This is a genomic window from Pseudoduganella sp. GW821-FHT11H04 (assembly GCF_058807935.1).
The window spans coordinates 49632-75818 of sequence record NZ_JBXARE010000008.1 but is presented as its reverse complement, the minus strand read 5'-3'; the positions used below and the strand labels follow the sequence as shown (position 1 = coordinate 75818).

Genomic DNA, 26187 nt, shown 5'->3' with positions numbered 1-26187 from the left:
GCCATGCTGAAAAATTACCTGCTCACGGCATGGAATGTCTTCCAGCGCCGCAAGCTGTTCACCGCCATCAACCTCGCCTGCATCGTATTGACCCTGGTTGTGCTGCTGGTCATTACCGCCTTGCTACAAGAAGCCTTCTACCCTTCCGGAGTGGAGCACCGCAGCAACCGCTTCCTGCAAGTGAATATGATGGAAGCGACCAACGAGAAAGGCACTGCCATCAGCCGTAGCCCGCTTGGCTACCGCGTGATCGACAAGTACCTCAAGCCTATGCCTGGCGTGGAGATGGTAGCCGCAGTTTCCGGAATCGAGCCGACCGCCGTCATCATGAACGGGTCCAGCACGGAGCTGAATATGCGCCATGTCGATGCGGAATACTGGCGTGTGATGGATTTCAAGGTGCTCGCCGGCCGAGTTCCGAATGAGGACGACGTTGCACAAGGCCGCATGGTTGCCGTCCTGGCACAGTCCATGGCGATTAAGCTGTTCGGCGATCCCGCACCGCTGAATCGCAAACTGGAAACCGGCGGCCAGACCTTTACGGTGATCGGTGTCGTGCAGGATGCGATGCACTTGAACGCATACGCCGACATCTGGGTTCCGGTCACCGCCTATCCGAACACCGATTTCCGCCATCGGATGACGGGCAATTTCTTCGCACTGCTGTTGGCGCGTAGCGCTGACGACCTGCCCGCAATCCGCGCGGAAGTACAGCGCATCGCCAGCAAGATGGACTTCGCTGGCGACCCCGAATTCACGAAAGGCGAAATGTGGGCCGACTCCAAAATCGATATGTTCGCCCGCTCAATAACAAGCAGCAAGGACATCAATCCCAATACCGGCGTCGTCATCCCCGGCGGTGAGCTCGTCGGAGGCGCCAATATGGTGCTGGTTGGGGTGACGATCCTGATGCTGCTGTTCATGCTCCTGCCGGCGTTGAACCTGGTGAACCTGAACGTTGGCCGCATCATGGAACGCAGCACTGAAATCGGCGTGCGCAAAGCCTTCGGCGCCAGCAACAATCAACTTGCGGCCCAACTGGTGCTGGAAAACGTCCTTCTTTGCCTGGTTGGCGGCGCCATTGCACTGGCGCTGGCAGCAGGCGTCCTGTGGTGGATGGAAGCCGCAGGTCCTATTCCATACCTAAAGGTTGGCATCAACCTCGCAGTGTTCGGCTGGGGGCTGCTGATTACCATTGTCTTTGGGGTGCTGTCCGGCGTTGTACCGGCCATGAAGATGTCCCGCCTTGACCCTGTACACGCATTGAAGGGAGCCGCCTGATGTTGCGCCATCTGTTGAAACTGACCTGGAAGCGCAAGACGCGCAATATGCTGCTTAGCGTGGAAATCATGCTCGCCTTCCTCATTGTGTTCGCAATTGCCGCTACCGGCGTAAGGCATTGGCAGCTGTATCACCGGTCGCTGGGCTTTCAATATGCGGACGTATGGGCTGTGCAGCTGCAGCCGCCTAAGGGCAACCAGTTAGGCCGTTCTGAAGGCGGGCATGATGGCTTTATCAGGGCGTTGAAGGCGATGCCGCAAGTGGAAAACGCCGGCCTGACTACATTCGCCATGTTCCAGGACTCCAGCATGGTCAGCCAGATTACGCTTCCTGATGGCAGCCACCGCGTGCGCACCAATATGTCCGAAGCGAGCGATGATTTCTGGGACACGATGGGAATGAAACTTGTCGAAGGGCGCTGGCCGTCGGCGCAGGATGAAGGCGCCGGCGCCACGGCAACGGTCATCAACCGTCGCCTGGCAGAGGAAATGTTCCCCGGACGTTCTGCCCTGGACCAACTGGTGGCCGCTGAATCAAGCGATCCCAAAAACGCGGACCGGTTCCGTATCGTCGGCGTGATTGACGACTTCCGCAGCCATGGGGATTTCATGGCGCCGCGGCCTTTCATGCTGTTCCGGCACTCGCCAATCCAAGGCAATAAGATGCAAATGACGCTGGTGGTGAAAATGCGTCCCGGCACACCGCGCTCCTTTGAGCTCGAAATGCAACGCCAATTGAAACAAGTCCGCAATGACTGGAGCTACACGATCAATCCACTATCCGAATTGCGCACTTCCCAACTGGCCATGCAGCTGGTGCCGATCAAGGTCTTGTCGGTAATTGCCGCCTTCCTGCTGGCGATGGTGGGCTTTGGCCTGTTCGGCGTGCTTTGGCAAAACACCACGCGCCGTATCCCGGAAATCGGCCTGCGCCGCGCCATGGGCGCTACGGCTGGCAGCATCGCGCGCCAGATCGTGACCGAACAACTTTTACTGAGCAGCGTCGCCATGGTGCTCGGCCTGGCGCTGCTGGTTCAATTGCCGCTGACGGGCGCACTTGGCGATGCCCTGAACTGGCAGGTGTTTGCCGGCGGGGCAGCCCTTTCAATGGGTATTATCTATCTGCTATCCTTGCTGTGCGCGCTGTATCCGGGCTGGCGTGCCAGCCGCCTCCATCCCGCCGCCGCCCTGCATTACGAATAATAGGAAGACATGCGCCGTATTTTGATTGTTGACGACGACAGCGCCGTACAGGTTTCGCTGCAACTGCTGCTGAAACAGGCGGGCTACGAAGCGCGCTGCTGCGACGATCCGCAGCAAGCCTTGCAGTCGCTCGCCTCCAGCCAGTTCGACCTGGTGCTGCAGGATATGAACTTCTCGCTGCAAACCAGCGGTGACGAAGGCTTGTCGCTGCTGGCATCGATCCGCAGCGCCTATCCTGCCTTGCCCGTGCTGTTGATGACGGCCTGGGGCTCGATTGCACTGGCAGTCAAAGGCATGCAGGCCGGCGCCGCCAACTTCTTCACCAAGCCCTGGGACAATGCGCAATTGCTGGAACTCGTGCGCACTACGCTGTCGGCAGCCCCGCAACAGGCCGGCGACGGACCGACGCGTGCCGACCTGGATCGGCAGTTCGATTTTTCCGGGATCATCGGCGAGCACCCAAAACTGCTGCGCGTGCTGGCGACCATCGGCCAGGTCGCAGCGACCCGCGCGCCGGTGCTGATCCTGGGCGAAAGCGGCAGCGGCAAGGAACTGGTGGCTGATGCCATCCACTGCAATAGCCCGCGCGCCGCGCTGGCGCCGGTCAAGATCAATATGGGCGCGATCACGCCCAGCCTGTTCGAGAGCGAAATGTTCGGCCATGTGAAAGGCGCCTTCACCGATGCGCGCAGCGACCGGCGCGGGCACTTCGCCACGGCGCATGGCAGCACGCTATTCCTCGACGAGATCGGCGAATTGCAGCGGCCCGACCAGGTCAAGCTGCTGCGCGTGCTGCAGGACCAGACCTATACGCCGGTTGGCGCCAGCCGCAGCGAGCAGGCGGACGTGCGCGTGGTGTCCGCCACCAATCGCGAGCTGGCGGAGATGGTGGCCGATGGCAGCTTCCGCGAAGACCTGTTCTACCGGCTAAACCTGATCACCATCCGCCTGCCAGCACTGCGCGATCGGCGCAGCGATATTCCGCTGCTGGTGCGGCATATCCTCGCCACGGTGGCGCAAAGCTACGGCCTGCCGCCGACCAGCGTCACACCCGCCGCTCTGGACTGGCTGGTGGCGCAACAATGGCCTGGCAATATCCGCCAGCTGCGCCAGACTCTGGAGCGCACCATGCTGCTTGCCGGCCGGCCGCAACTCGACAAGTCCGACTTCATCGCCGCCAGCGCGCACGAGGAAGGCGGCAGCCAGCGCCTCGGCGTGGACGGCATGACGCTGGACCAGGTCGAACGACTGATGATCGAAAAAGCGATGGAACAGCACCAAGGTAATATCACACGCGTCGCCACGGCTTTGGGCCTGTCGCGGGCCGCCCTGTACCGCCGCCTCGAACGCCACGGTATCGGCGCGCCTCCCGAGGCTGAGCCCGTGTCACACCGAGGTGCCTGACCCCATGGTGGGACACGGGCTCAGCCGGTTGCGCGTGCAGCTGTTCGCTTTTCTGGCGGCGCTGCACCTGCTGTTGTTCGTGCTTGTATTCTTGCTTTTGCGCGAGCGGCCATGGATGTTTATCGGGCTTGAAATCGTACTCGTGGCCAGCTTCCTCTTTGGAGCGCGCCTGCTGCGGCGGGCATTGGAGCCGCTTGGCTACACCCAGCGCCTGCGCGAGCTGCTGCAAGACCAGGATTACGCCGCGCGCCTGCGCCATCACGGCAGCGGCAGCGATGAACTGGGCCAACTGGTAGCCCAATTCAACGCCCTGCTCGACACCCTGCATGCGGAACGCCTGCGCATCGGCGAGCAGCAAGGCTTCCTCGACCGATTGCTGGAGGCAACGCCCAGCGCCGTCATCGTCTTCGACTTCGACGGCCGCATATCCCTGCTCAACCCCAGCGCCCGCGCATTGAACCACCGCGAGCATTTGCTGCAGCAGCTCGATAGCCTGCCAGACGGCGCCAGCACCATGCTCTCCGACCCGGACGGCCGCCGGTATCGCGGCCAGCGCGGCCACTTCTTCGACCGAGGTTTCGCACGCCGCTTCCTGCTGCTGGAAGAACTGACCGAAGAGCTACAAAGCTCCGAACGCGCCACCTATGAAAAACTGGTGCGTGTGCTGGGCCACGAAGTAAACAACACCGTCGCCGCCACTGGTTCGGTCCTCGAATCCCTGCTGTTCTACCGCCGCCAGCTGGCCGACAGCGACGGCGAAGACTTCGCCACAGCGATCGGCGCCGTCAAGCGCCGCAACGCCAGCCTGGGCGAATTTATCGAACGCTTCACCCACGTCGCCAAGCTGCCCGCGCCCGAACTGCGCCCCTGCGCTGTGCAAGACGTGGTGGAAGACATCCTCTATCTGTACCGAGAACCATGCCGCAGCCGCGGCATCAGCATCGGCTGGCGACGCCGCGACGAAGCAGGCCCGCTGCCGCTGGACCGCCAACTGATCGAACAAGCGCTGCAAAACCTGGTCAAGAACGCCATGGAAGCAGCCCACGCTACCCAACAGGAAAACGGCGGCGCCGCCTCAGTCGAACTCGAACTCGTACGCGAACATGAAGGCCTGCGCCTATCCGTCATCGACTCCGGCGCACGCCTGTCCAACGTACCCGCCAGCCAGCTATTTACCCCCTTCTTCAGCACCAAAAAAGGCGGCCAAGGCATCGGACTGTTGCTGGTGCGCGAAGTCCTGCTACGCCACGGCTTCCCCCACCGCCTCGCCCCCAACGCCGCCGGCGAAACCAGCTTCGACATCTGGTTCCCCCTCCCCTAACGGCTCAGCCCGTGTCAACCATGGGGTCAGGCTCTTTGGTTGACACGGGCTCGGCTATGACGGGGGATTGTGTGCCATCGCGTGCCGTCATCGCTTAACATAGGCTTTTGACTGTCCGCCGAAAGGTCTGCGATGGAACAAAAATGGCCGCAACAGGTGTGGCTGGTGCGTCATGGCCAGAGCGCGGGTAATGTAGCGCGCGATGCGGCTACGGCTGCCAATCAGTTATTGATTGATATTGCTGAGCGCGATGTCGATGTCCCGCTGTCGGAACTTGGCATGCGTCAGGCTAATGCGCTGGCGCAATGGTTTGCTGCCCTGCCGCCCGGGCGCCAGCCCAACGTCGTGCTTTACTCTCCTTATTTGCGCGCCCACGCCACTGCCATGGCGGTGCTGCAGTGTCTTGGGCAGGAAGATATGCTAGCCGTGGTGGCCGATGAGCGCTTGCGCGAGAAGGAGTTCGGCGTGACCGATCGCTTGACTCCATTCGGCATCGCACAGAAATTCCCGGAACTGGCGGAACAGCGCAAGCACGTGGGCAAGTTCTATTTCCGTCCACCCGGCGGGGAGAGCTGGTGCGATGTGATTCTGCGCTTGCGCAGCGTGCTTGACACCATCACTCGCGAGTATCGGCATGAACGGGTGCTGATCATCGGCCACCAGGTGATCGTGAATTGCTTCCGCTACCTGTTTGAGCGGCTGGATGAGGAAACCATCCTCGCCATCGACCGCGCTGCCGATGTACCGAATTGCGGTGTCACCTCCTACCAATTCGATTCGGAAGCTGGCAAGCGCGGCAAACTGGTGCTGGAGCTGGAAAACTTCGTGGCGCCGCTCAAGGAGAGCGGTACGCCGGTCACCGATAAGCCGGACTTTCCGTCCGCGCCTAAGCCATGAGTAAAGTGGCGCCACTTGAGCTAAATCCCGCCCTGCTGCGCCGCTGGCCCCTGCCGCAACCTGGCTTCGATGGCGATAAGGAGGCACGCGGCCATGTCCTGATCGTCGCAGGCTCAGCGGAAATGCCGGGTGCCGCCATCCTCGCCGGCGAAGCGGCGCTGCGTGCGGGTGCCGGCAAGTTGACCATCGCTACTGCCGCCAGCGTGGCGGCGCATGTCGGCGCCGCCATTCCGGAAGCGCGCGTAATCAGCCTGGGCGAAACCCCGTCGCATGGTTTCCACTCGGACAGCGTGCGCCGGCTCGGCGACTTGGCCGGTAAAGCCGATGCCTTGCTGATCGGCCCTGGCATGCAGGATGAAGCGGCTTGCGTGGAGCTGGTCCATCAGATGCTGTCGCGCTTCCAGGGCATCTCCATCGTGGTTGACGCCCTCGCCATGACCGCCGTGCGTCCTCGCGGCGAACCTCATTTGCTGGACGAGGCGGTCGATTGGGAGCACTTCCGCTTCCCTTCACCGGTGCTAATGACACCCCATGCCGGCGAGCTGGCGCGCCTGACCGGGGTCGAGCGCCGCAGCATCGAACAGGATCCTCACCACGCCGCACTTGCCGCCGCCGGGCGCTGGAATGCCGTGGTTGCGCTGAAAGGCGCCACCACCGTGCTGGCAACGCCGGATGGCAAGTCGTGGCAGCACCAGGGCGGCAATGCCGGCCTGGCCATTTCCGGGTCTGGGGACACCCTGGCCGGCATCATCGCCGGACTGCTGACCCGCGGCGCTTCCCTGGAACAGGCCGCGGCCTGGGGCGTGGCGCTGCATGCGGCAGCCGGTGACCAACTGGCGCTGCGTTGCGGCCCACTAGGCTACCTGGCGCGCGAAATCGCAGCTGAAGTACCCGCATTGCTGCGGGTGCTGGCTGCACAATGAGAGGAGTTTCGAATGAACATTTTGAGTAAAATAGGCGCCCTGTTGCTGGGCGCAGCGTTGGCTGCCGGCCTTGGCGGCTGCAAGAAGCATAATGAAGATGTGACGCCGGCTCCGGTGACCGCTCCGAACACCGCTACACCGGCGACCACTCTGCCTCCGCCAGCCACCGGCGAACCGGCGCCGGTCACCAGCGGTACCAGTGGCACGCAAGGCACCACTGGCAACGGCCAGCCGCCCTCCACCGCACCGGACAGGATCGACCAGCGCGACCCGCAGCGGGACCGGCGGCCGACTTACTGAAGATGTCCACCTTGGGGTCAGGAACGAAGGTGGACATTTCTCCAGGAAATGTCCACTTTGGTTCCTGACCCCGAAGTGGACATTTGCGGTGACGCTTACTTGGCGATGAGCAGCAGTATGCCGCGGCCGCAGACACCGTAGGCGGTGTTCTCGCCGCCGATGAAGTCTTCGGCGCCTGGCGTGCGAACCTGGCCGGAGCCTTCGGCCCAGGTGCAGGTATCAGTCACGCGGTACCAGCTTTTGCCATTGCCTGGCCATGGCAGCGTGAAGTTCACGTTGCCGCTCCAGCCGTTGTAGGCGACGTAGATGGCGAAGGCGGTGTCGCCGAATTCGCTGCCGTCGATGCGCCACGCCATCGCGTGGTTATTGCCATCGTTGAAGTAGGTGGTGTCGGCCACCGAACCATCGGGCTTGAACCAGCGCAGCTGCTCCATCACGTTGCCGTTGCCATCCGTCGCCGCGTAGAAGTTCGCTGGGCGCAGCGCCGGATGGGCTTTACGGAACGCCACCAATCCCTTGGTGAAGGACTGGAAGTTGGACTGGTCGGTGCTCCAGCTCCAGTTCTGCCAGGTGGCGCTGGAATCCAGGTTGTACGGGTTGTTGTTGCAGTTGATGCTGCGCAGCGACTCGTCGCCGCCCACCATCATCGGCACACCGCCCGACAGCAGCATCAGCGCCATGCCGTTGCGTGCGGCCTTGCGCTGGTCACTCGCGACACCGCCCTGGTCCCAGCTGTTGTTATTGTCATCGCCGCCGTCGCTCGGGCCGTAAGGCCAGGCCTGGTTATTGTTCTTCGAATTGCAGCTGTACAGGTCCTTGAGCGTAAAGCCGTCATGGGCAGTGATGAAGTCCACCGAATGCCATGGCTTGCGGCCATCGTCGCCATACAGGTCGCTGGAACCTGCGATGCGCGTTGCCAGCGTGCCTGGCGTCACAGTCACCTGCCCCATCTTGTTCTGGTCCTGACGGATCACGTCGCGGTACATGCCGTTCCACTCCGCCCAGCCGGTCGGGAAGCCACCCACCTGGTAGGAATTGCCGCCAATCGCCCACGGTTCGGCGATGTGTTCGACGCCGCTGCCGCCGCCTGCCGGCCGTGGCGGCAGTTCGGCCACGATGCGGTTCAGCGCATTGCCGCTGTCCATTTTGTCGAAGTTGTAGCAGCCGTGCTGGCAGGTGTTGCCCAGCACCGAGGCCAGGTCGTAGCGGAAGCCGTCCACGCCCAGTTTGTCGCGCCAGTAGGCGAGCGAGTCGACGATCAGGTTCTGCGCCACGGTGTTGCGGGTGTTGTAGTTGCCGCCTACGCCGGTGTTGTCCCATGAATTCTGGTAATCGCTGGTCAGCGAGTAGTAGGTCGGGTTGTCCAGGCCGCGCATGCCATAAAGGTTGTAGGTGGTCTTGTCGCCCGCGTTCCATTGGCCGCCTTCACCGGTGTGGTTGTACACCACGTCGATGTAGACCTTGATGCCGTTGTCGTGGAAAGCTTTGACCATTTCCTTGAATTCGCGGGTCGGGCCGCCGGCGGTCTGGTCGTAGCTGTAGTGGCGGTCGGGCGCGAAGTAGTTCAGGGTCATGTAGCCCCAGTAGTTGTCGCCCGTGTCGGAATTCGGGTCCGCATCGTTGGTGTCGTTCTGAGTCTCCTGCACCGGCAGGAATTCGACTGCCGTCACGCCAAGGCTGGCCAGGTATGGCGCTTTCAGGCCGGCGCCTTTGTAGGTGCCGCGGTAGGCAGCCGTGATACTGCTGTCGTTCTTGGTCAGGCCGCGCACGTGGGCTTCGTACACGATGTCGTCCTTGAAGGCGCGCGTTGGCTTGGTTCCGATCGATTGCGTGTCGCCCAGCAGCACAATGCCTTTTGGCGCGTTGCTGCCGCTGTCGATATTGCGGTACAGCGAGCCGCTGGCGTAAATTGTGCCGTTGCTCATGGTTGCCGTCGTCGGATCGTGGCTGATCTCCAGTGCATACGGGTCGGTCAGCAGCTTGTTCGGATTGAAGCGGTTGCCGTTGGCGTCGACGTCGGTAATAAAGCCGGTGGCCGAGCCCTTGGTCCAGCCGGCGACATACGGCCAGTTCGGTCCCCAGGCACGATAGCCGTAATAGACCGTGTTGCTCATGCCAAAGCCATAGCTTGCCAGCTGGCTGCTGGTGACGTTCAGGCTCCAGACACCGCCAGTGCCGAGGGTCATCGGCAGGCTGACTTTTTCCTGTTGGCCGGTGGCGGCGCTGTACAGGTAGAGGTCAATACGGGTGGCGCGGCTGGAATAAACCTTGAAATTGATGCTGGATTTGGTGGCGTCATAGGCTGCGCCAAGGCTGCTGGCATTGATGGCGGCGTGGGCGAGCGGGCTGCCAAGCAAGGCGCAGCCCAGCATCGCCACCCCGAGGGCACGGCGAACTTTCATGTATGTCTCCCTTTTTTGATTTATGTACTTTTGCTACTTGGTAGCGAGTTTATTCTGCGCCTTACCTCAGGTTTACTCAATCGCAATCCGATTGAACTGATGTAATTCCACTACAAATCCAACTCCAGCACACTTATCAAAAACGGCACACCGCCGACTGGAAGCTGGAAAGTTAAGGTACCAAGGTCATTGCCATCACTTCGACATTGGCATTGGTCGGGAACACTACACTCTGGACGGTCTTCGCCTTATTCAGCGCAAACGTGTAGTTGTACAAGTGGAAGGTGCGGCTATCGCGGCCGCCATTGTTCGTATTGCGATAGCTCATAGGCACGGCATCGAGTTCACCGGCATAGCTTTGCGGGGTGAACCAGTCGCTCATGCTTTGCGTGAAGGTGGCCGAGGTGCCATCGGTGTAATTGACCTTGAACGCTTGCGAAGTCTGGTTGCCGCCGACCGCAGTCGCCATCATACGCAGCGAGGCGTACTGGCCCGCCGGGAGCTGGAGCGTCTGTCCCGCAGCGCTGACGGCGTTGTTCGCATTGGCCGCGCCGTAGTTGTACTTGACGCCATTCAGCGTGGTCGAAGAACCAAGCAGGTTGGACGAGAAGGCATAGCCGCCGTTATCCAGGCCGCCACCGGTGCAGGTCAACGAGCAGCTGCCGAACTTCGTGCCGTCGGTGTAGGCGCCGCCCCGCGTGAACACGGTCGACAAACTGACTGGCGTACCTGGCGGCAGCGCCGCGCTATTACTCAACACACCAGCCAATACAACGACATTGCGGTTGCTTGGCAGCGTGACGCTGGTCACGGTCTTGGCGCCATTGATCGCGAACGTGTAGCCGTACAGGTAGAAGGTGCGGTTATCCTTCGTGCCGGTCGGGCCATTGCGGTAAGCCATCGTGACTGCTTTCGATTCACCCGCATAGTTCTGGGGGCTGAACCAGTCGCTCAGGCTTTGGCTGATCGTCGTGCTCGTGCCGTCGGAGTAGTTCACGACGAAGGTTTGCGAAACCTGGTTGCCTTGAAGGCCTGTGGCGAGAAGGCTCAGCGTATTGTACTGGCCGGCAGGCAACGCGACCGTCGTGTTATACCAGGCATCGAGGGCGTTCGCGGCGCCGAGCGCGAAGGTATTGCCGTTCCAGGTGACCGAGCTGCCGAGAAGGTTTGAGGAATAAGCATAGCCGCTGCCATCGATGCCGCCATTGGTGATTGCCGTGCCGTCAGTCGAAATGGCTTGAACGTCGTAAGCGCCCGGCGGGTAAGGATCGATGCCAAGTGCATTGTTGATCGCCGTTGCATAGGCCTGCGCGGAGTTCTGGCCATTATAGGTCTTGCCTGCGAAGTCGTCGTACAGCCAAAGGAAGCCGCCAGTAATGCCGCACTGGCTCTTCCAGCTCGCCATCTTGGTCTGCAATGCCGGCGGCGTATAGTTTGAATCCCACAAGCCAGGGAAGACCGGCACGCTGCCAAAATTCCAGCCCGAGCATGGACTGTTGCCTGCCCCGCCGGAATAGGCCTGCAAGTGCACGCCATCGACGGTGCCAGGCAGTTGCGTATTGATGTTCGATACGACTGAGGTCCAGAACGTCGAATTCGTGTAGGGCGACATGGTGACCTTGTAGCCCAGGTTGCCAAGCATCACAGCGAACTGCGTCATGGAGGCGGAGTCGTAGGTGCTCTCGTCGTCGAAATCAATCGCCTCCAGCGTGGGAATGGCCTGCTTCAGTGCGAGAAAGGATTTATACAGAATGCTGTTGGTGCCGGTGCCCTGCGATTGCACGAGCGATTTGACGTGATCGAAGTCGCTGGGATTTGCATTCGACGAGCCGACGCTGAAAGTAATGCGCTTGGCGCTGCCCTGTTTCATTGTCGCCAGGTCCGCAGCGAAATTAGGCCACGTATTGTTACCGACGTAGGCGCCGTTCGATGTCAGCGGAAATTCGCCATTGAAGTTCAAGTCGCCGGCCGCGGTGACCTGCACGCTCCACACAATGACTTCGGTAAAGCCGGAATTCTTGATCTCTGAAATATTGCTGGCGACGTGCTTGTACATTGGTCCGCCGCCATATACACCGTTATACCCCGTCGCAGCCCAAGCCGCGGAGGAACCGGCAAAACCGCATAAAGCCAGTAGCGAAAGCGCCTTGTGCACGACCTTCTTGCATGTATCCATGTGTCATCTCCCTTTTATTGTGGACCGGTTTAATACCGGTTGACCCAATGTATAAAGCGGGTAAGGGAGTATCAACAAACTTCGGAGTTTAGGGGCTCATTTAGTCCATTTTTACTAAACTAACGCTTCCGAGCGCCCATCGAAGCCATGACCCGTTCGGCGTTCTCTTTGCAGTCACCGCCAGGTGGTTTCGAGTCGATCAGCTGAACCAGCGATTTCAGTTCGGCCTTGCTGCGCGCCAGGCGCTGCTCCAGCGCTTCTATGTCATCGATCTTCTTACGCAAGGCGGCAAGCAGTTCATCGTGCTTCCATGACGAAGCATCATCCGGCAGCAATTGCCTGATTTCTTCAAGCGAAAAACCGGCGTGCTGGGCGTCGGTAATCACCCGCAGCACAGTCACCGCATCGTCGGGGTATTCGCGATAGCCGTTGGACTGCCGGCTGCCGACCTTGAGCAGTCCTTTCGACTCGTAAAAGCGGATCGCCGACGCGGCCAGGCCGGTCATTTTGGCTAATTCTCCAATTTTCATACTCGCACTATAAGCTTAAAGCTCGCTTGAAGGTCAAGGCGCAAAAACAGGGCTTGACCTTCAAGTTAGGTTTAATCCTAAGGTGGAGCCATCGCAACCAACCGATGGATCCACTGATGACCCCCTTTACTCCGTTGACCTTGCCCAATGGCGCCGTCATCCCCAACCGCATTGCCAAAGCAGCCATGGAAGAAAACATGGCGGACAAGGACCATGCCCCATCCGACCACCTGATCCAGCTCTACCGCGCCTGGGCCGAAGGCGGCGCCGGCCTGCTCATCACCGGCAACGTGATGGTCGATCGCCGCGCCATGACGGGTCCCGGCGGCGTGATCCTGGACTCCTGGCTGCACAGCGCGCGCTTTGAAAAATGGTCCTCCATTGCGCGTGCGCACGGTGCCCACATCTGGATGCAGCTCAATCACCCTGGCCGCCAGATGCCCGCAGCGCTGGGACAGGAAACCATCGCGCCATCCGCGGTGTCGATGGAGCTTGGAAGCTTCTCGAAACAGTTCACCGCGCCGCGCGCCATGACGGAAGCCGATATCGCCGAAGTAAAAGAGAACTTCGTCTGCGCGGCGCTGTTGGCGGAGAAATTCGGCTTCAACGGCGTGCAGATCCATGCCGCCCACGGCTATCTGCTTAGCCAATTCCTCTCGCCAATCACCAATAAGCGCGAAGACCAATGGGGCGGCAAAATCGAAAATCGCGCCCGCCTGCTGGCGGACATTGTCAAAGCCGTCCGCGTCGCGGTGGGCACCGGCTTCTCGGTCGCGGTCAAGCTCAATTCGGCGGACTTCCAACGCGGCGGTTTCAGCACCGATGACGCCAAACGCGTGGTCGAGATACTCAACCCGCTCGGCGTGGACTTGCTCGAACTGTCAGGCGGCAGCTACGAAGCCCCCGCCATGCAGGGCGATGCGCGCGACGGCCGTACCCTGGCGCGTGAGGCTTACTTCCTGGAGTTCGCGAAAGAGATCCGTGCTGTCGCGCAAATGCCGGTCATGGTCACGGGAGGCATTCGCCGCTTTACGGTGGTCGAGCAAGTGCTGGGTAGCGGCATCGATATGGCCGGCATCGGCACTGCACTGGCGCTCGATCCGCAACTGCCGAAGGCATGGCGCAACGACCGCACTAAGGCGCCCCTGCTGCGCGCTGTGACCTTCAAGAACAAGGTACTGGCATCAGTGGCGTATATGGCCATGGTCAAGCACCAGCTGCGCCGCCTGAGCCGAGGCAAACCGTCCAACCCTAACGTACCGCCCACCTTCGCCCTGCTGCAACAGCAAGTCGACACCGCAATCAGGAATTTCAAATACCGCAAATGGATGCAAACATGAAGATCATAAAACCTGGCGCCGGCCTGCTGCTGGCCGCCCTCACCTTTCCTTCGTGGGCCGACAACAAGAACATCGACATCGCAGGCAATCCAGTGCCGGTGGTCGAGGGCGGCTTGTACGACCGCTATCGCTCCAACCCTCCGCTGCCGGTGATCGCGGCCGAAGCACCGGACCTGGACCTGAGCTGGTTCAAGACCCTGAAAAAGAACAAGGTCGACATCGGCTTTGAATCCTGGTCGCCAAACTTCTATTACAAGAACAGCCGCATCACCGCCGTCTTCACAGCCGACTTCGCGCGGCTTAAAGAACTGATGCCGGAGCAGGTACTGAAGGTGGCGCAGCCGCTGCAGGTGTGGCCTGGCCGAGGCTTGGTGGCGTTGACTGCCTACGCCTACGAATACTGCGACAACGACAGCTATAACGAGGTGGCGCTATCGATCATCACCACCAAACCAGGTGCGACGAGCTTCGGCCCCTTCACGCTGATGGGACAATCGATGTCGAAAGACTTCTGGGGCTATGTGCTCAAGCTGCCTGTGAATACGGAACTGGCCCGCGTACGCGGCGTAGTTGGCTATAACCTGCCCAAGTGGCTGACCGCGATCGAACGCAGCGACTCGCCACAAGCCGTGTCATACCGGATCGGCGGCGAGATCACCTTTGAAGGAAAAAAGCTGGATGGGCTGTCCAAAGAGATCGAGATGACGACCAACAGCTTCACCAACATAGACAAACAAGGACGCCTGACAACTGGCTACGCCGTCTCGCGCCAGCTCTCGCACGCCGCCAGCAGCGACGCCTCATCGGTCACGCTGACACTTGGCCAGGGAGCCCTGTCGGACTATATCCGCGCGCTGCAGTTGGGGCGAATGATGAAGTATGAATACGTGCCGGAATTCCAGAGCGCACTGTACGCACCAACGCTGCTGAAATAAAAAAACCGGCACCTCCTCGCGGAGGTGCCGGTTTTGCGTTCAGGCCTGAAAGACTTAGAACTTGTAGTTGTAGGCTACGCCCAGCAGGTTCATGCGGGTGTTCCAGGTGCCAACGGTGGATTCGCCGTTGCCGGTGCAGCTGCCAGCTGGAGCCAGCGGGTTGCAGGCGTTGGTGTAGGTGGTCGATGCGGAGTCGAACTTGATGAAGCTGTAAGCCAGGTCGATCGACGAGTTAGGAGTGATCTTCCAGTTCGCGCCGAGGGACAGTTGCTTGCGGTCGGCGTCAGGCAGTGCTGGATGACGCTTGGTGTTGCCATTCACTGGAGTCGCATCGATCGCCACGCCGCCGCGCAGCATCCAAGCGTCATTCAGCTTGTAGTTCATACCCACCGACGCGCGCACGGTCTTGGTCCAGTTCTGGCTGATCACTTCATCGCCTTCGCCAGTGCCAACGAACTGGATGTTCAGGTTCTGCAGGCGGGAGTGGCGGGTACCGGTGACGTCGGCCATCAGGGCCAGCTTGTCATCGATCTGGCTAAAGATACCGATCGACAGGGACTCTGGGGTACGCAGGTCAACCAGCGCTGGCGAATTCTTCTTGCGCGAGGAAGCTTGCAGCACCTGGTTCACCTTAGCGTCGGCAGTCACGTTCGAGAAGTCCCACACCGCGTCGCCTTTCAGCTCGTGGTGGATCGAAGAACGGTAGGAGATGCTCAGGCGGGTGTCCTTGTTCAGGCTAACCATATAGCCCAGGTTGAAGCCTACGCCCCAATCCTTGCCGTCCATGGTCGCGTGGCCGTCCTTGATGCTTGCCAGGGCAGCTGGATTGCCGCCGTTGGCAACGATGGCCTGCAACAGTTGGGCGCGGCGCGCGGCGATCGCTGGGTTAGCCAGGTTGGCCGGGGTGTTCAGGAATTGCACGGTGCCAGGCACGTCCACAGCCTGGCCCAGCTTGGCCTTCATGAATTCAGCGTCGATACCGAAGGCGAAGGAATGCTGCTCGTTCAGCTTGAAAGCAACGGTTGGGTTGATGGTGACCGACTTCAGGTCGATATTGGTCAGCGCGTAACGGCCGGTCCAGTTGTTGTCATAGTCCAGCTTGGCGCCGTACGGTACGAACATGCCAACGCCGACGAACCACTGATCGTTCAGCTTCTTGGAAGCGTACAGGTTAGGAGCAGCTACCGCGTTCGGTGCGAAGTCGTCCTGGGTGGCCACGCCGCCGGTTGGGGTGCCGGTGAAACGCTTGGAGCCAGCGTCGGTGTAGGTCGAGTGAGGGATGACTGCGGTGATGCCGCCGGTGATTTGGAAGCCATCCAGGCGGGTCAGGCCGGCCGGGTTAGCGAAAAGGGTAGAAGCGTCTGCAGCTTCAGCGGTATTGGCATCTGCAGTGCCCTGGCCGGACACGGACTGGGAACCAAAGCGGTAACCGGATGCGTTAGCGTTCATTGCGGCTGCGGACAGTGCTGCAGCGACCATCAGGGAGAGGTATTTTGGGTTCAAAGTAGGTCTCAGCTTTGTTAGTTATTGATTTATTAACTTTTAAGTAACCTTGCGCCACGGAAAATGCGAAAGGCATCGCAGTCTACACTAAAACCGTACGAGAGTGCTTTTCGATTGCGATTTGTTTAACAAAAAAGGGGCAAGTGCCCCTTTTTCCAACAAATTGCTTGATATTTATCAAGCCGTTGCTCGGCGGCCAGTGGCCAGACCAACAACTTTCATTAACAGCCGGAACACCAAGCGCACGAAAATCAGGGCCAAAATCGCCTCAACGAAAGTCATGAGGAAGGCCAGGGCTGCGCCCCAACGCTCATCGCGGCGATGGAATTTGGCGATCATGCGGTCCTTGGCGATCTCAATGCTGTCATAGAAGGTCGGCACGACCAGCAGGGTCAGCAGCGTGGAAGTGATCGTTCCGCCAATGATCGACACCGCCATCGGCGCGTAGAACTGGCCGCCGTCGCCCCAGCCAATGGCCACCGGCATCATGCCGGCGATCAGGGCGAAGGTGGTCATCAGGATCGGACGCAGGCGCATGCGGCCGGCGTTCATCAGCGCATCTTCGCGGCTGACGCCCTCTTCCTCCTGCTTGCGTGCGGCGTCGAGCAGCAGGATGGCGTTCTTGGCCACCAGGCCCATCAGCATGATCACGCCGATCAAGGACATCAGGTTCAGCGTGTTATGCGTGAACAGCAGACCCAGCACCACGCCGATCAGGGACAGCGGCAGCGACAGCATCACCGCGCCCGGCGCCGTGAAGGAACCGAACTGCATTACCAGCACCAGGTACATCAGGCCGATGCCCGCCAGCAGGGCAATGCCCATGGCGCCGAACACTTCGTTCTGGTCCTTGCCGGCGCCGCCCACGTCCATGCCAAAGCCCGCCGGGAAGTTCATTTCCTTGGCAATGTTCTGCGCTTCCTTGTTCACTTCGCCCGCCGAGCGGCCTTCCACGTTGGCGCTGACGGAAATGGTACGCATGCCATTCAGGTGACGAATTGCGGCCGGCCCCTTGCCCATCGTGATCTTGGCGATCTGGTCCAGCGGCACCATCTGGCCGGTGCCTGGCACGCTGATCGGCAGGCGCTCAATGTTTTCTGGGCTCATGCGGTCCAGCGGATGCAAGCGCACCGCCACGTCGCGGGTTTCACCGGTCGGGTCGACCCAGTCCCCCACTTCGATACCGGCAAAGGCCACGCGCAGCGCAGTTGCCGCGTCGCCGGCCGAAATGCCCATCGAGTTGGCGAGTCCGCGGTTCAGCTCAATCTGCAGCTCGGATTTTGGATCCTGCTCGGACAGGCCCACGTCCACCGCGCCCTTCACCTGGCGCAGCTTGTCCATGAACTGGTTGGTGAGCTCCATCAGCTTGCGCGAATCCGGGCCGACGAAATCGATCTGCACCGGCTTGCGGCCATTATTCGAGAAGTCGTCGATCACGGTGTATTCGCCGCCCACCATGCCGGCCAGTTTCTGGCGCAGCTCACTGCCGATGTCCTGGGCATTGCGCTTACGTTCGCTGCGTTTGCCGATGTCAACGTAGACCGAGCCGCCGGCCAGGTTCACGTTCACATTGGTGGCCTTGACGTCCTTGATGCCCAAAGCAATCTCGGACACCTTGCTCATCTTGCTGCGGGTATAAGCCAGGCTGGATGAGGACGGCGTGCGCACCTCAACCTTGATCAAGCCGATATCCTGCTTCGGCAGGAAGCTGGAACCGCCCATGGTAGCCTGCAGCACAAGGGCGCCGACAAAGCTGGCGAAGGCAATCACGGCCATCCAGCGGCGGTGGTGCAGCGCCCAGGCGATCAGCTTGCCGTATCGGTCGGCCTGGTGGTCGAACCAGTGGTTGAACTTATCCAGTACCTTGCCAATGCCCTTTTTCGGCGCGGTGTGGTGGTCAGGCGGGTCGCCCCAGAAGGCCGACAGCATCGGGTCCAGTGTGAAGGAGATGAACAGCGACACCGCCACCGAGCAGGTCACGGTCAGGGCGAATGGGCGGAACCATTGGCCGGCCATGCCGCCCATGAAGGCGACCGGGATGAACACCGCCATGATGGAGAAGGTCGTCGCAGCAACCGCCAGGCCGATTTCGGCCGTGCCGTTCAGGGCCGCGCTGCGGCGGTCGGAGCCGTTCTGCATATGGCGCACGATGTTTTCACGCACCACGATCGCATCGTCGATCAGCACGCCAATCGCCAGCGACAGTCCGAGCAGGGTCATGAAGTTCAGCGTGAAGCCGCACAGCCAGACCGCGATAAAGGCCGCGATCACGGAAGTCGGCAGCGACAGCGCCGTGATCAGGGTAGAGCGCCAGGAGTTCAGGAAGGCGTACACCACAAAGATGGTCAATACGGCGCCGAACACCAGCGCTTCTACTACGTTATTCAGCGAGCGCTGGGCTTGTTCACCGCCATCGCGGGTGATTTCCAGCTTGGTGCCCTGCCCTTCGGCCTCGAGCTCCTTGTTAATGGTCGTCACCAGTTCGCGGATTTTTTTCGCCACCGATACGGCCGAAGCGTCGCGGGCGCGGATCACGAACATGCCCACATTGTCCTTGCTGGAACGCAGGCTGACGTTATTGACTTCGGCAAAGCCGTCTTCGATGGTTGCCAGCTGGCCCAGGCGCACCAGCTGGTCGCCGTTGCGCTTGACCACGACGTCCTTGAATTCTTCAGGACGTTCGATACGGCCCACCAGTCGGATCGCCGATTCTTCCAGGTTGCCGCGCACCTTGCCCACTGGGGCATTGGTGTTCTGCATGCGCAGGGCCTGCGCCACTTCAGCCACCGAGACATTGAACTCGCGCAGCTTATCGGCGCGCAGCAGCACTGACAGTTCGCGGCGCAGCGCACCGTTGACGTTGACCACGGCCACGCCATCGAGGGCGCGGAAGCGGTCGGCCAGTTTGTCTTCCACCAGGCGCGAGATCACTGCGTGCGACTGCGTCTTGGACGACAGCGCCAGCTGCATCACCGGCTCCTGGCTGGTGTCGAAGCGCTGGATCATCGGCTCGCGCATTTCGGTCGGCAGCTTGTAGCGTACCGCGGCGATGGCGTTGCGAACTTCGTCGGACGCTTCGATCAGGTTCTTATCGAAGGAAAATTCGATCTCGAAGTTGGCTACGCCTTCGCGCGCCTCGGTTTCGATCTGGGTCACGCCGGTGATCGACTGCAGCGATTTTTCCAGGCGATTGACCACCTCGCGCTCCACCGTTTCCGGCGACGCGCCCGGATATGGGATATAGACGAAGAGCATAGGCTGCTCCACGTCCGGGTTCTGGTTGACGCGCAATTTGGAGAGGGCCAGCAAGCCCATCGCCATCATTGCTACGATCAGCACGATCATCGCGACCGGCCGTTTGACACTGAAGTTAGATAAAAACATTGTTTATCTTTTTTTAAGTTAAAGATTAACAAAAAAGGGCCCGGGGGCCCTTCCTTGATTCCCGCTGCGCGGGCTTATGCCGTCTTCGGCTGGCGGCCACCGGTCGCCATGACAAACAGCTTTTTCAGCAAGCGGTACACCAGTCGCAGCAGCGTCAGGAACAGGAGCACTTCCACAAAAGTCATCAGGAAGGCCACGGCGCTGTTCCAGCGCTCGGAACGGACATGGAACTTGGCGATCATGCTGTCCTTCTTAATCTCGATGCTGTCGTAGAAGGTCGGCACGACCAGCAGGGTCAGCATGGTGGAAGTGATGGTGCCGCCGATGATGGCGACCGCCATCGGACGGTAGAACTCACCGCCATCGCCCATGCCGATCGCCACCGGCATCATGCCGGCGATCAGCGCGAAGGTCGTCATCAGGATCGGACGCAGGCGCATGCGGCCTGCATGCATCAGCGCTTCCTCGCGGCCAAAGCCCTCTTCCTCACGCTTGCGCGCAGCATCCAGCAGCAGGATGGCGTTCTTGGCGACCAGTCCCATCAGCATGATCACCCCGATGAAGCTCATGAGGTTCAGCGTGCCGCGGGTCAGGATCAGGCCCAGTACCACGCCGATCAGGGACAGCGGCAGCGACAGCATCACCGGCAGCGGCGCTGTGAAGGAACCGAACTGCATCACCAGCACCAGGTACATCAGGCCGATACCGGCAAACAGGGCGATGCCCATGGCGCCGAACACTTCCTTCTGGTCCTTGCCGGAGCCGCCCACGTCCATGCCGAAGCCTGGCGGGTAGTCCATCGCGGCAGCCAGCTTGCGCGCTTCCTCGATCACTTCACCGTTGGAACGGCCTTCCACGTTGGCGGAGACCGACACCATGCGCTTGCCATTTTTATGGCGGATGGTGGCCGGGCCTTTGCCCATGGTGATCTTGGCGATCTGGTCCAGCGGCACCATCTGGTTGGTGCCGCTGACGGCGATCGGCAGGCGCTCGATGTTATCCGGGCTGACACGGTCGTCCGGATGAAGGCGCACTGCCACATCGCGGGTTTCGCCGGTCGGGTCGACCCAGTCGCCCACTTCGATACCGGCAAAGGCCACGCGCAGGGACTGCGCTGCGTCGCCGGCGGAAATGCCCATCGAGTTCGCCAGGCCGCGGTTCAGCTCAATCTGCAGCTCGTCCTTCGGATCCTGCTCGGACAGGCCGACGTCGACCGCACCCTTCACCTGGCGCAGCTTCTCCATGTACTGGTTGGTGATCTCCATCAGCCTGCGCGAATCCGGGCCGACGAAGTCGATCTGCACCGGCTTGCGGGCGCCGTTGTTGATGTCTTCCAGCACCACGAACTCGCCGCCCACCAGGCCTGCCAGCTTCTGGCGCAGTTCCATGCCGATTTCGGTGGCATCGCGGCTGCGCTCCTTGCGCTTGCCGATGTCGACCCAGATACGGCCGCCCGACAGGTTGACGTAGGTGCTGGTCGCCTTCACCTCTTTAATGGTGTGGGCGATCTGCGCTGCCTTGTCCATCTTGGTCTTGGTGTACTCAAGGCTGGAGGAGGACGGCGTGCGCACGTCGATGGCAATAGTGCCGAAGTCCACTTTTGGCAGGAAGCTCGAGCCGCCCACGGTAGCCTGCAGCGCCAGTGCGCCGACGAAGGCCGCCACTGCAATGACACCCATCCAACGGCGGTGGTGCAGCGCCCAGGCGATCACCTTGCCGTAACGGTCGGCCTGGTGGTCGAACCAGTGGTTGAATTTATCCAGTACCTTGCCAATACCTTTCTTCGGCGCGGTGTGGTGGTCAGGCGGGTCGCCCCAGAAGGCCGACAGCATCGGGTCAAGCGTGAAGGAGATGAACAGCGACACCGCCACCGAGCAGGTCACGGTCAGTGCGAATGGACGGAACCATTCACCCGGCATGCCGCCCATGAAGGCGACCGGGATGAACACAGCCATGATGGAGAAGGTGGTCGCGGCAACCGCCAGGCCGATTTCTGCCGTGCCGTTCAGGGCCGCGCTACGGCGGTCGGAACCGTTCTGCATATGGCGCACGATGTTTTCACGCACCACGATCGCATCGTCGATCAGCACGCCGATTGCCAGCGACAAGCCGAGCAGGGTCATGAAGTTCAGCGTGAAGCCGCACAGCCAGACCGCAATGAAGGCCGCGATCACGGAAGTCGGCAGCGACAGCGCCGTGATCAGGGTGGACCGCCAGGAATTCAGGAAGGCGTACACCACAAAGATGGTCAGCACGGCGCCGAACACCAGCGCTTCGATCACGTTGTTCAGGGAATCCTGCGCGTCCTCGCCGCCGTCACGGGTCACCTCCAGCGAAGTTCCCAGCCCTTCGGCCTTGAATTCGGCATTGATTTCATCGGTCAGCTTGCGCACCGCCTTGGCCACCGACACGGTGGAGGCGTCGCGCGCGCGGATCACGGCCAGGCCGACGTTCGGCTTGCCGGAACGCAGGCTGACGTTATTGATCTCGGCAAAGCCGTCCTGGATGGTCGCCACCTGGCCCAGGCGCACCAGCTGGTCGCCGGTACGCTTGACCACGACTTCCTTGAATTCGTCCGGACGCTCGATTCGGCCGACCAGACGGATCGCCTTCTCTTCCAGGTCGCCGCGCACCTTGCCCACCGGGGCATTGGTGTTTTGCATGCGCAGCGCCTGTGCTACTTCGGCCACGGAGACGTTGAACTCGCGCAGTTTGTCGGCGCGCAGCAGCACCGACAGTTCGCGGCGCAGAGAACCGTTGACATTGACCACAGCCACGCCGTCCAGGGCGCGGTAGCGGTCAGCCAGCTTGTCTTCTGCGATACGCGACAGAACGGCGTGCGACTGCGTCTTGGACGACAGCGACATCTGCATGATCGGGTCTTCCGACGTGTCGATGCGCTGGATCATTGGTTCGCGCATCTCGGTCGGCAGCTTGTAGCGCACCGAGGCGATGGCGTTGCGCACCTCGTCGGACGCTTCGATCAGGTTCTTCTTGAACGTGAAGCGCATTTCGATGGTGGCACTGCCCTCGCGCGAGGTCGAGTACAGGTCGGTCACGCCTTCAATCGCCTGCAGCGATTTTTCCAGGCGGTTGACCACCTCGCGTTCGACCGTCTCCGGCGAAGCGCCAGGATACGGAATATTGACGATCAACAGCGGGATCTCAACGTCCGGATTCTGGTTGACGCGCAGCTTGGACAGAGCCAGAAGGCCCATTGCCATCATCGCCACGATCAGAACGATCATGGCGACTGGGCGCTTGATACTGAAATTGGAAAGGAACATAGCTTATCCTTCTTAGACTACCGGGCCTTTAGTTACCCTTGGCTGCATCAGCAGGCACGGAAGCCGAAGCTACGGTCTTCGCCACTTGCATTTCTACTTTCTGGCCATCGCGGAAACCGGACGCCGGAGTACGCATCACCAGGTCGCCCTTGGCCAAGCCGGTCTGCACCTGCCAGTTGCCACTGCGCGCATCGCGTGCGCCCATTTGCAGGGTGGCCTTGGCCAGCTGCTTGTCCTTGACCTTCCACACGTAGGTGGTGTCGCCTTGCTTGACCAGGGCCGATTCCGGCAGCATCAGGGCCGAAGTGGTTTCGGCTTCGATACGGCCTTCGGCGAACAGGCCGGCTACGCGCGGCAGGTTCTTGTCGGCGAAATCAACCAGCACTTCCACCTGGCGGGTCACAGGGTTGGCGGCCGGGTCGACGCGCTTGACCTTGCCCAGGAAGCTCTGGCCCGGGTAGCCATTGATGGCGAACACCACGCCCTGCCCTACTTTCACTACGCCCACGGAGTCGGCGGAAATGCGGCCTTCGAAACGCATCGACGCAGGATCGACCACCTTCACCAGTTCCTTGCCGATTTGCGCGGTGTCGCCGGCCGAGACTTTACGCTCGGAGACGATGCCGTCGAATGGCGCGCGCACCAGGGTGCGGGTCAGCTGCTGGTTGGCGGCGACCAGGCGGGCCTTGGCGGCTGACAGGTCGGACTGGGAATTGTTACGGCGCACTTCGGCGTCTTCCAGCACTTGGGAGGAGACCATGCCGGAGGCTTTCAGGGTTTTCTGGCGGGCCAGCACGCGTTCAGCCTGGTCCAGCGACTGGGTGGAAGCGCGAACCGCTTCCTGCGCCGAGTTCAGTGCGTCGCGCAGCGAGGTGTCGTCCAGGCGCACCAGCAGGTCGCCTTTCTTCACCGGCTCACCATTTTCTTTCAATACTTGCATGACGACGGCGCCGACTTCGGCGCGCAGGTCGGCCTTGCGCTCAGGCTGGATGGAGCCGGTGACGACCGGGCCGGACGACAAGGCATTGCTTTCCACCGTAACCAGATCTTCGGACGCAACCTGCAGCGTTGCCAGTTTCTTTTCTTCGCCCTTGCCTTTCGCATCGGCAGTCGCCGAAGCGCTGGCCTTGCCACCTTCCGGCGCTTTGTCGGATTTACCGCAAGCGACCAGGGCAGAAGCAACGGCAACAGCTAATAGGGTTTTACGCAACATGTGAATCTCCAGTTTGGTGGACGGCTTATTTTTGAATATTGAATGCATACTTCTGCAGCGTGCAAAAGTATCTAATTCCAGAGCGGGAGTGTCAATTCACCTGGGCCAGACTGCGGGTTTTTAGGGCTGGACTGCAGGATTCGCGGATAAACCGCAAAAAGGGCGAATTTTGGGGAGAACGGGATTGATTCAGGAATGAAGCAATCCCGTGTCTTTTCAGCGTGGGAAAAGAGCGAAAACGAGGTGACCGATGGCGATGCCGGTGAGCAGACCGCCGCAGATCTCGATCACGGTATGGCCCATCCGTTCGCGCAGCCATTTATGGTCGGTGGCATCCTTGGCGAGACGGTTGATGGCCGCCGCCTGGCGGCCGACATGCTGGCGCAGGCTGTTGGCATCGATGATGACGATAAAGCACAGTGTGACGGCGACGCCGAAGGCTGGGTGGCCAATGCCCTCGCGCAGCGCGATCAGGGTAGCCATGCTCGACACCACGGCGCTGTGGTTGGATGGGAAACCGCCGTTTCCGACCAGGTTGAATGCCCATTTGCGGGCTTTGATACTGTTAATCAGGAATTTGATCGGACCGACAGTAATCCAGGTCAAAAGCGGCGTTACAAGGTAAGCGAGATCCATTTATAGCGTCCTAAGGTGCAATCCCCCATTATAATCGGCGCACTAACAATATTAATAGCAAGCAAAAATGAAGTATTTCAGGATATCTATTATCACCACCATCATCTTGATGGGGCTGGCAGCCTGGTGGGGTTACAACCATGGCGGCCCGTCGGCAGCGCTGAACGCCCTGTGGATTACCGGCGTGCTGGGGGTGATGGAAGTTTCGCTCTCTTTCGATAATGCGGTAGTCAACGCCTCGGTCCTGAAAAACTGGAACGAATTCTGGCAAAAGCTGTTCCTGACGGTCGGTATCCTGGTCGCCGTGTTTGGCATGCGGCTGCTTTTCCCGCTGGCCATCGTGGCGGCGGCGACCGGGCTGGACATGCTCGCAGTCTGGGATATGGCGCTCAAGACGCCGCAGGAATACTCGCGCCACCTGATGGGCGTGCATGAAGAAGTGGCCGCCTTCGGCGGCGCCTTCCTGTTGCTGGTTTTCCTGAACTTCCTGTTCGATGAAGAAAAGGAAGTGCACTGGATCCAGTGGTTCGAGGAAAAAGTAGGCAAATACGGCACCGAAAGCCTGGCCGTTCTGATGACCCTGGTGGCTGTAGTGTTGTGCGTGCAGCTGGTGCCGGAAGCCAAGCGCTACAGCGTCCTTTATTCCGGCGTGATCGGCACCGCAATCTACGTTGGTGTGGGCTGGATCAGCAGCCTGCTGGAAGAGGAAGGCCATGGCGAGGTTGGCAAGGCCGTCGCCGGCGGCTCGATCGGCGGTTTCCTTTATCTGGAAGTGCTGGATGCCTCCTTCTCCTTCGACGGCGTGATTGGCGCTTTTGCCATCACCAGCGACGTCGTGATCATCATGCTCGGCCTGGCCATTGGCGCCATGTATGTGCGTTCGCTGACCGTTTACCTGGTGCACAAGGGCACGCTGGACGAATTCATTTACCTGGAACACGGGGCGCATTATGCGATCGGCATCCTGGCCCTGATCATGTTCGCCAGCGTGAAATATCACATTCCGGAGTGGTTCACTGGCCTGTCCGGGGTGGCGTTTATTGGTGTGTCACTGTGGTCTTCCCTCAAATATAAGAAATCGGAGTCTGAATGAGACGTGTGTTGGTGATTTTCGGCGGCCTGCTGGCTGCCGTGGCGCTGCTGTTCGCGGCGTATGTGTGGGTGGCGTTGAGCTATTCGTATTCGGAAGGCGAACGCGCCGGGTATTTGCAAAAGTTTTCCAAGCGCGGGTGGCTGTGCAAGACCTGGGAGGGGGAGATCCTGCTCACCCCTCTGCCAGGGATGATTCCGGAGAAGTTTGAATTTACCGTGCGCGACGAGGCGGTGGCGGCGCAGATTTCCGCAGCGGCAGGCAAGAAAGTGGTGTTGCACTATGCGCAGCACAAAGGCGTGCCGAGTTCGTGCTTTGGGGATACGCAGTACTTTGTTGGGGCAGTTGAAGTTCAGCCTTGAC

At 60.6% G+C, this 26187-nt stretch carries 19 protein-coding genes; 11 read left to right on the top strand and 8 right to left on the bottom strand.

Going from position 1 to position 26187, the window contains the following annotated elements; genetic code table 11:
* The first annotated feature begins 3 nt into the window (after positions 1–3).
* From AC1RTP_RS18145 to AC1RTP_RS18115, 7 genes are all read left to right on the top strand, one after another.
* Complete coding sequence (locus AC1RTP_RS18145) at positions 4–1281, top strand: ABC transporter permease (RefSeq protein ID WP_498609194.1); 1278 nt, start codon at positions 4–6, stop codon at positions 1279–1281.
* Complete coding sequence (locus AC1RTP_RS18140) at positions 1281–2483, top strand: ABC transporter permease (protein WP_498609192.1); 1203 nt, start codon at positions 1281–1283, stop codon at positions 2481–2483. Before AC1RTP_RS18145 ends, AC1RTP_RS18140 begins: the two co-directional genes overlap by 1 nt.
* A 9-nt stretch (positions 2484–2492) precedes the next feature.
* Positions 2493–3887 (top strand): sigma-54-dependent transcriptional regulator, encoded by a 1395-nt coding sequence (locus tag AC1RTP_RS18135; RefSeq protein WP_498609191.1) that lies wholly within the window; start codon positions 2493–2495, stop codon positions 3885–3887.
* A 4-nt stretch (positions 3888–3891) separates the two neighbouring features.
* Entirely contained in the window at positions 3892–5208 is a 1317-nt protein-coding gene (locus tag AC1RTP_RS18130) for a sensor histidine kinase (RefSeq protein ID WP_498609189.1), read from the top strand.
* 132 nt (positions 5209–5340) lie between these two features.
* Entirely contained in the window at positions 5341–6105 is a 765-nt protein-coding gene (locus tag AC1RTP_RS18125) for a histidine phosphatase family protein (RefSeq protein ID WP_498609188.1), read from the top strand.
* Entirely contained in the window at positions 6102–7028 is a 927-nt protein-coding gene (locus tag AC1RTP_RS18120) for an NAD(P)H-hydrate dehydratase (RefSeq protein WP_498609186.1), read from the top strand. The genes AC1RTP_RS18125 and AC1RTP_RS18120 overlap by 4 nt, the downstream gene beginning before the upstream one ends.
* Positions 7029–7040: 12 nt before the next feature.
* Complete coding sequence (locus AC1RTP_RS18115) at positions 7041–7328, top strand: hypothetical protein (RefSeq protein ID WP_498609184.1); 288 nt, start codon at positions 7041–7043, stop codon at positions 7326–7328.
* 95 nt (positions 7329–7423) lie between these two features.
* On the opposite strand, the gene AC1RTP_RS18110 is transcribed toward AC1RTP_RS18115, so the two are convergent.
* The 3 genes from AC1RTP_RS18110 to AC1RTP_RS18100 all read right to left on the bottom strand — a co-directional run bounded on the left by AC1RTP_RS18110 (position 7424) and on the right by AC1RTP_RS18100 (position 12436).
* A complete protein-coding gene (locus tag AC1RTP_RS18110; protein WP_498609183.1) occupies positions 7424–9730 on the bottom strand; it encodes an alpha-amylase family glycosyl hydrolase in 2307 nt (768 codons plus the stop codon).
* A gap of 172 nt (positions 9731–9902) precedes the next feature.
* Entirely contained in the window at positions 9903–11906 is a 2004-nt protein-coding gene (locus AC1RTP_RS18105; RefSeq protein WP_498609182.1) for a beta-sandwich domain-containing protein, read from the bottom strand.
* Between the two features lie 119 nt (positions 11907–12025).
* Positions 12026–12436 (bottom strand): MerR family transcriptional regulator, encoded by a 411-nt coding sequence (locus AC1RTP_RS18100; RefSeq protein WP_498609180.1) that lies wholly within the window; start codon positions 12434–12436, stop codon positions 12026–12028.
* Between the two features lie 116 nt (positions 12437–12552).
* On the opposite strand from AC1RTP_RS18100, the gene AC1RTP_RS18095 reads away from it, so the two are divergent.
* A complete protein-coding gene (locus tag AC1RTP_RS18095) occupies positions 12553–13776 on the top strand; it encodes an NADH:flavin oxidoreductase/NADH oxidase family protein (protein WP_498609179.1) in 1224 nt (407 codons plus the stop codon).
* Positions 13773–14711, top strand: a complete 939-nt coding sequence (locus AC1RTP_RS18090) for an acetoacetate decarboxylase (ADC) (protein WP_498609178.1) — start codon at positions 13773–13775, stop codon at positions 14709–14711. Before AC1RTP_RS18095 ends, AC1RTP_RS18090 begins: the two co-directional genes overlap by 4 nt.
* A 54-nt stretch (positions 14712–14765) precedes the next feature.
* Here AC1RTP_RS18090 and AC1RTP_RS18085 read toward each other — a convergent pair whose 3' ends face one another.
* The 5 genes from AC1RTP_RS18085 to AC1RTP_RS18065 all read right to left on the bottom strand — a co-directional run bounded on the left by AC1RTP_RS18085 (position 14766) and on the right by AC1RTP_RS18065 (position 24734).
* A complete protein-coding gene (locus AC1RTP_RS18085; RefSeq protein ID WP_498609176.1) occupies positions 14766–16214 on the bottom strand; it encodes an OmpP1/FadL family transporter in 1449 nt (482 codons plus the stop codon).
* A 177-nt stretch (positions 16215–16391) separates the two neighbouring features.
* A complete protein-coding gene (locus AC1RTP_RS18080) occupies positions 16392–19598 on the bottom strand; it encodes an efflux RND transporter permease subunit (protein WP_498609175.1) in 3207 nt (1068 codons plus the stop codon).
* A gap of 74 nt (positions 19599–19672) precedes the next feature.
* Positions 19673–22885 carry an efflux RND transporter permease subunit gene (locus AC1RTP_RS18075; RefSeq protein ID WP_498609173.1) on the bottom strand — a complete coding sequence of 1071 codons (3213 nt, stop codon included), beginning with the start codon at positions 22883–22885 and terminating at the stop codon, positions 19673–19675.
* A gap of 28 nt (positions 22886–22913) precedes the next feature.
* A complete protein-coding gene (locus AC1RTP_RS18070; protein WP_498609171.1) occupies positions 22914–24098 on the bottom strand; it encodes an efflux RND transporter periplasmic adaptor subunit in 1185 nt (394 codons plus the stop codon).
* 216 nt (positions 24099–24314) lie between these two features.
* Positions 24315–24734: a divergent PAP2 family protein gene (locus AC1RTP_RS18065; protein ID WP_155452365.1), complete on the bottom strand. Its 420-nt coding sequence runs from the start codon at positions 24732–24734 to the stop codon at positions 24315–24317.
* Between the two features lie 67 nt (positions 24735–24801).
* On the opposite strand from AC1RTP_RS18065, the gene AC1RTP_RS18060 reads away from it, so the two are divergent.
* Together AC1RTP_RS18060 and AC1RTP_RS18055 are read left to right on the top strand one after the other, a co-directional pair.
* Positions 24802–25827, top strand: a complete 1026-nt coding sequence (locus AC1RTP_RS18060) for a DUF475 domain-containing protein (protein WP_498609169.1) — start codon at positions 24802–24804, stop codon at positions 25825–25827.
* Positions 25824–26186: a DUF8785 domain-containing protein gene (locus tag AC1RTP_RS18055; RefSeq protein ID WP_498609168.1), complete on the top strand. Its 363-nt coding sequence runs from the start codon at positions 25824–25826 to the stop codon at positions 26184–26186. Before AC1RTP_RS18060 ends, AC1RTP_RS18055 begins: the two co-directional genes overlap by 4 nt.
* The last annotated feature ends 1 nt before the right edge of the window (position 26187 follow it).

What these genes read in the sequence shown, in the direction of transcription:
- AC1RTP_RS18145 (WP_498609194.1), top strand. Translation starts at nt 4, where the DNA reads ATGCTGAAAAATTACCTGCTCACGGCATGGAATGTCTTCCAGCGCCGC.
- AC1RTP_RS18140 (WP_498609192.1), top strand. Translation starts at nt 1,281, where the DNA reads ATGTTGCGCCATCTGTTGAAACTGACCTGGAAGCGCAAGACGCGCAAT.
- AC1RTP_RS18135 (WP_498609191.1), top strand. Translation starts at nt 2,493, where the DNA reads ATGCGCCGTATTTTGATTGTTGACGACGACAGCGCCGTACAGGTTTCG.
- AC1RTP_RS18130 (WP_498609189.1), top strand. Translation starts at nt 3,892, where the DNA reads ATGGTGGGACACGGGCTCAGCCGGTTGCGCGTGCAGCTGTTCGCTTTT.
- AC1RTP_RS18125 (WP_498609188.1), top strand. Translation starts at nt 5,341, where the DNA reads ATGGAACAAAAATGGCCGCAACAGGTGTGGCTGGTGCGTCATGGCCAG.
- AC1RTP_RS18120 (WP_498609186.1), top strand. Translation starts at nt 6,102, where the DNA reads ATGAGTAAAGTGGCGCCACTTGAGCTAAATCCCGCCCTGCTGCGCCGC.
- AC1RTP_RS18115 (WP_498609184.1), top strand. Translation starts at nt 7,041, where the DNA reads ATGAACATTTTGAGTAAAATAGGCGCCCTGTTGCTGGGCGCAGCGTTG.
- AC1RTP_RS18110 (WP_498609183.1), bottom strand. Translation starts at nt 9,730, where the DNA reads ATGAAAGTTCGCCGTGCCCTCGGGGTGGCGATGCTGGGCTGCGCCTTG.
- AC1RTP_RS18105 (WP_498609182.1), bottom strand. Translation starts at nt 11,906, where the DNA reads ATGGATACATGCAAGAAGGTCGTGCACAAGGCGCTTTCGCTACTGGCT.
- AC1RTP_RS18100 (WP_498609180.1), bottom strand. Translation starts at nt 12,436, where the DNA reads ATGAAAATTGGAGAATTAGCCAAAATGACCGGCCTGGCCGCGTCGGCG.
- AC1RTP_RS18095 (WP_498609179.1), top strand. Translation starts at nt 12,553, where the DNA reads ATGACCCCCTTTACTCCGTTGACCTTGCCCAATGGCGCCGTCATCCCC.
- AC1RTP_RS18090 (WP_498609178.1), top strand. Translation starts at nt 13,773, where the DNA reads ATGAAGATCATAAAACCTGGCGCCGGCCTGCTGCTGGCCGCCCTCACC.
- AC1RTP_RS18080 (WP_498609175.1), bottom strand. Translation starts at nt 19,598, where the DNA reads ATGTTTTTATCTAACTTCAGTGTCAAACGGCCGGTCGCGATGATCGTG.
- AC1RTP_RS18075 (WP_498609173.1), bottom strand. Translation starts at nt 22,885, where the DNA reads ATGTTCCTTTCCAATTTCAGTATCAAGCGCCCAGTCGCCATGATCGTT.
- AC1RTP_RS18070 (WP_498609171.1), bottom strand. Translation starts at nt 24,098, where the DNA reads ATGTTGCGTAAAACCCTATTAGCTGTTGCCGTTGCTTCTGCCCTGGTC.
- AC1RTP_RS18065 (WP_155452365.1), bottom strand. Translation starts at nt 24,734, where the DNA reads ATGGATCTCGCTTACCTTGTAACGCCGCTTTTGACCTGGATTACTGTC.
- AC1RTP_RS18060 (WP_498609169.1), top strand. Translation starts at nt 24,802, where the DNA reads ATGAAGTATTTCAGGATATCTATTATCACCACCATCATCTTGATGGGG.
- AC1RTP_RS18055 (WP_498609168.1), top strand. Translation starts at nt 25,824, where the DNA reads ATGAGACGTGTGTTGGTGATTTTCGGCGGCCTGCTGGCTGCCGTGGCG.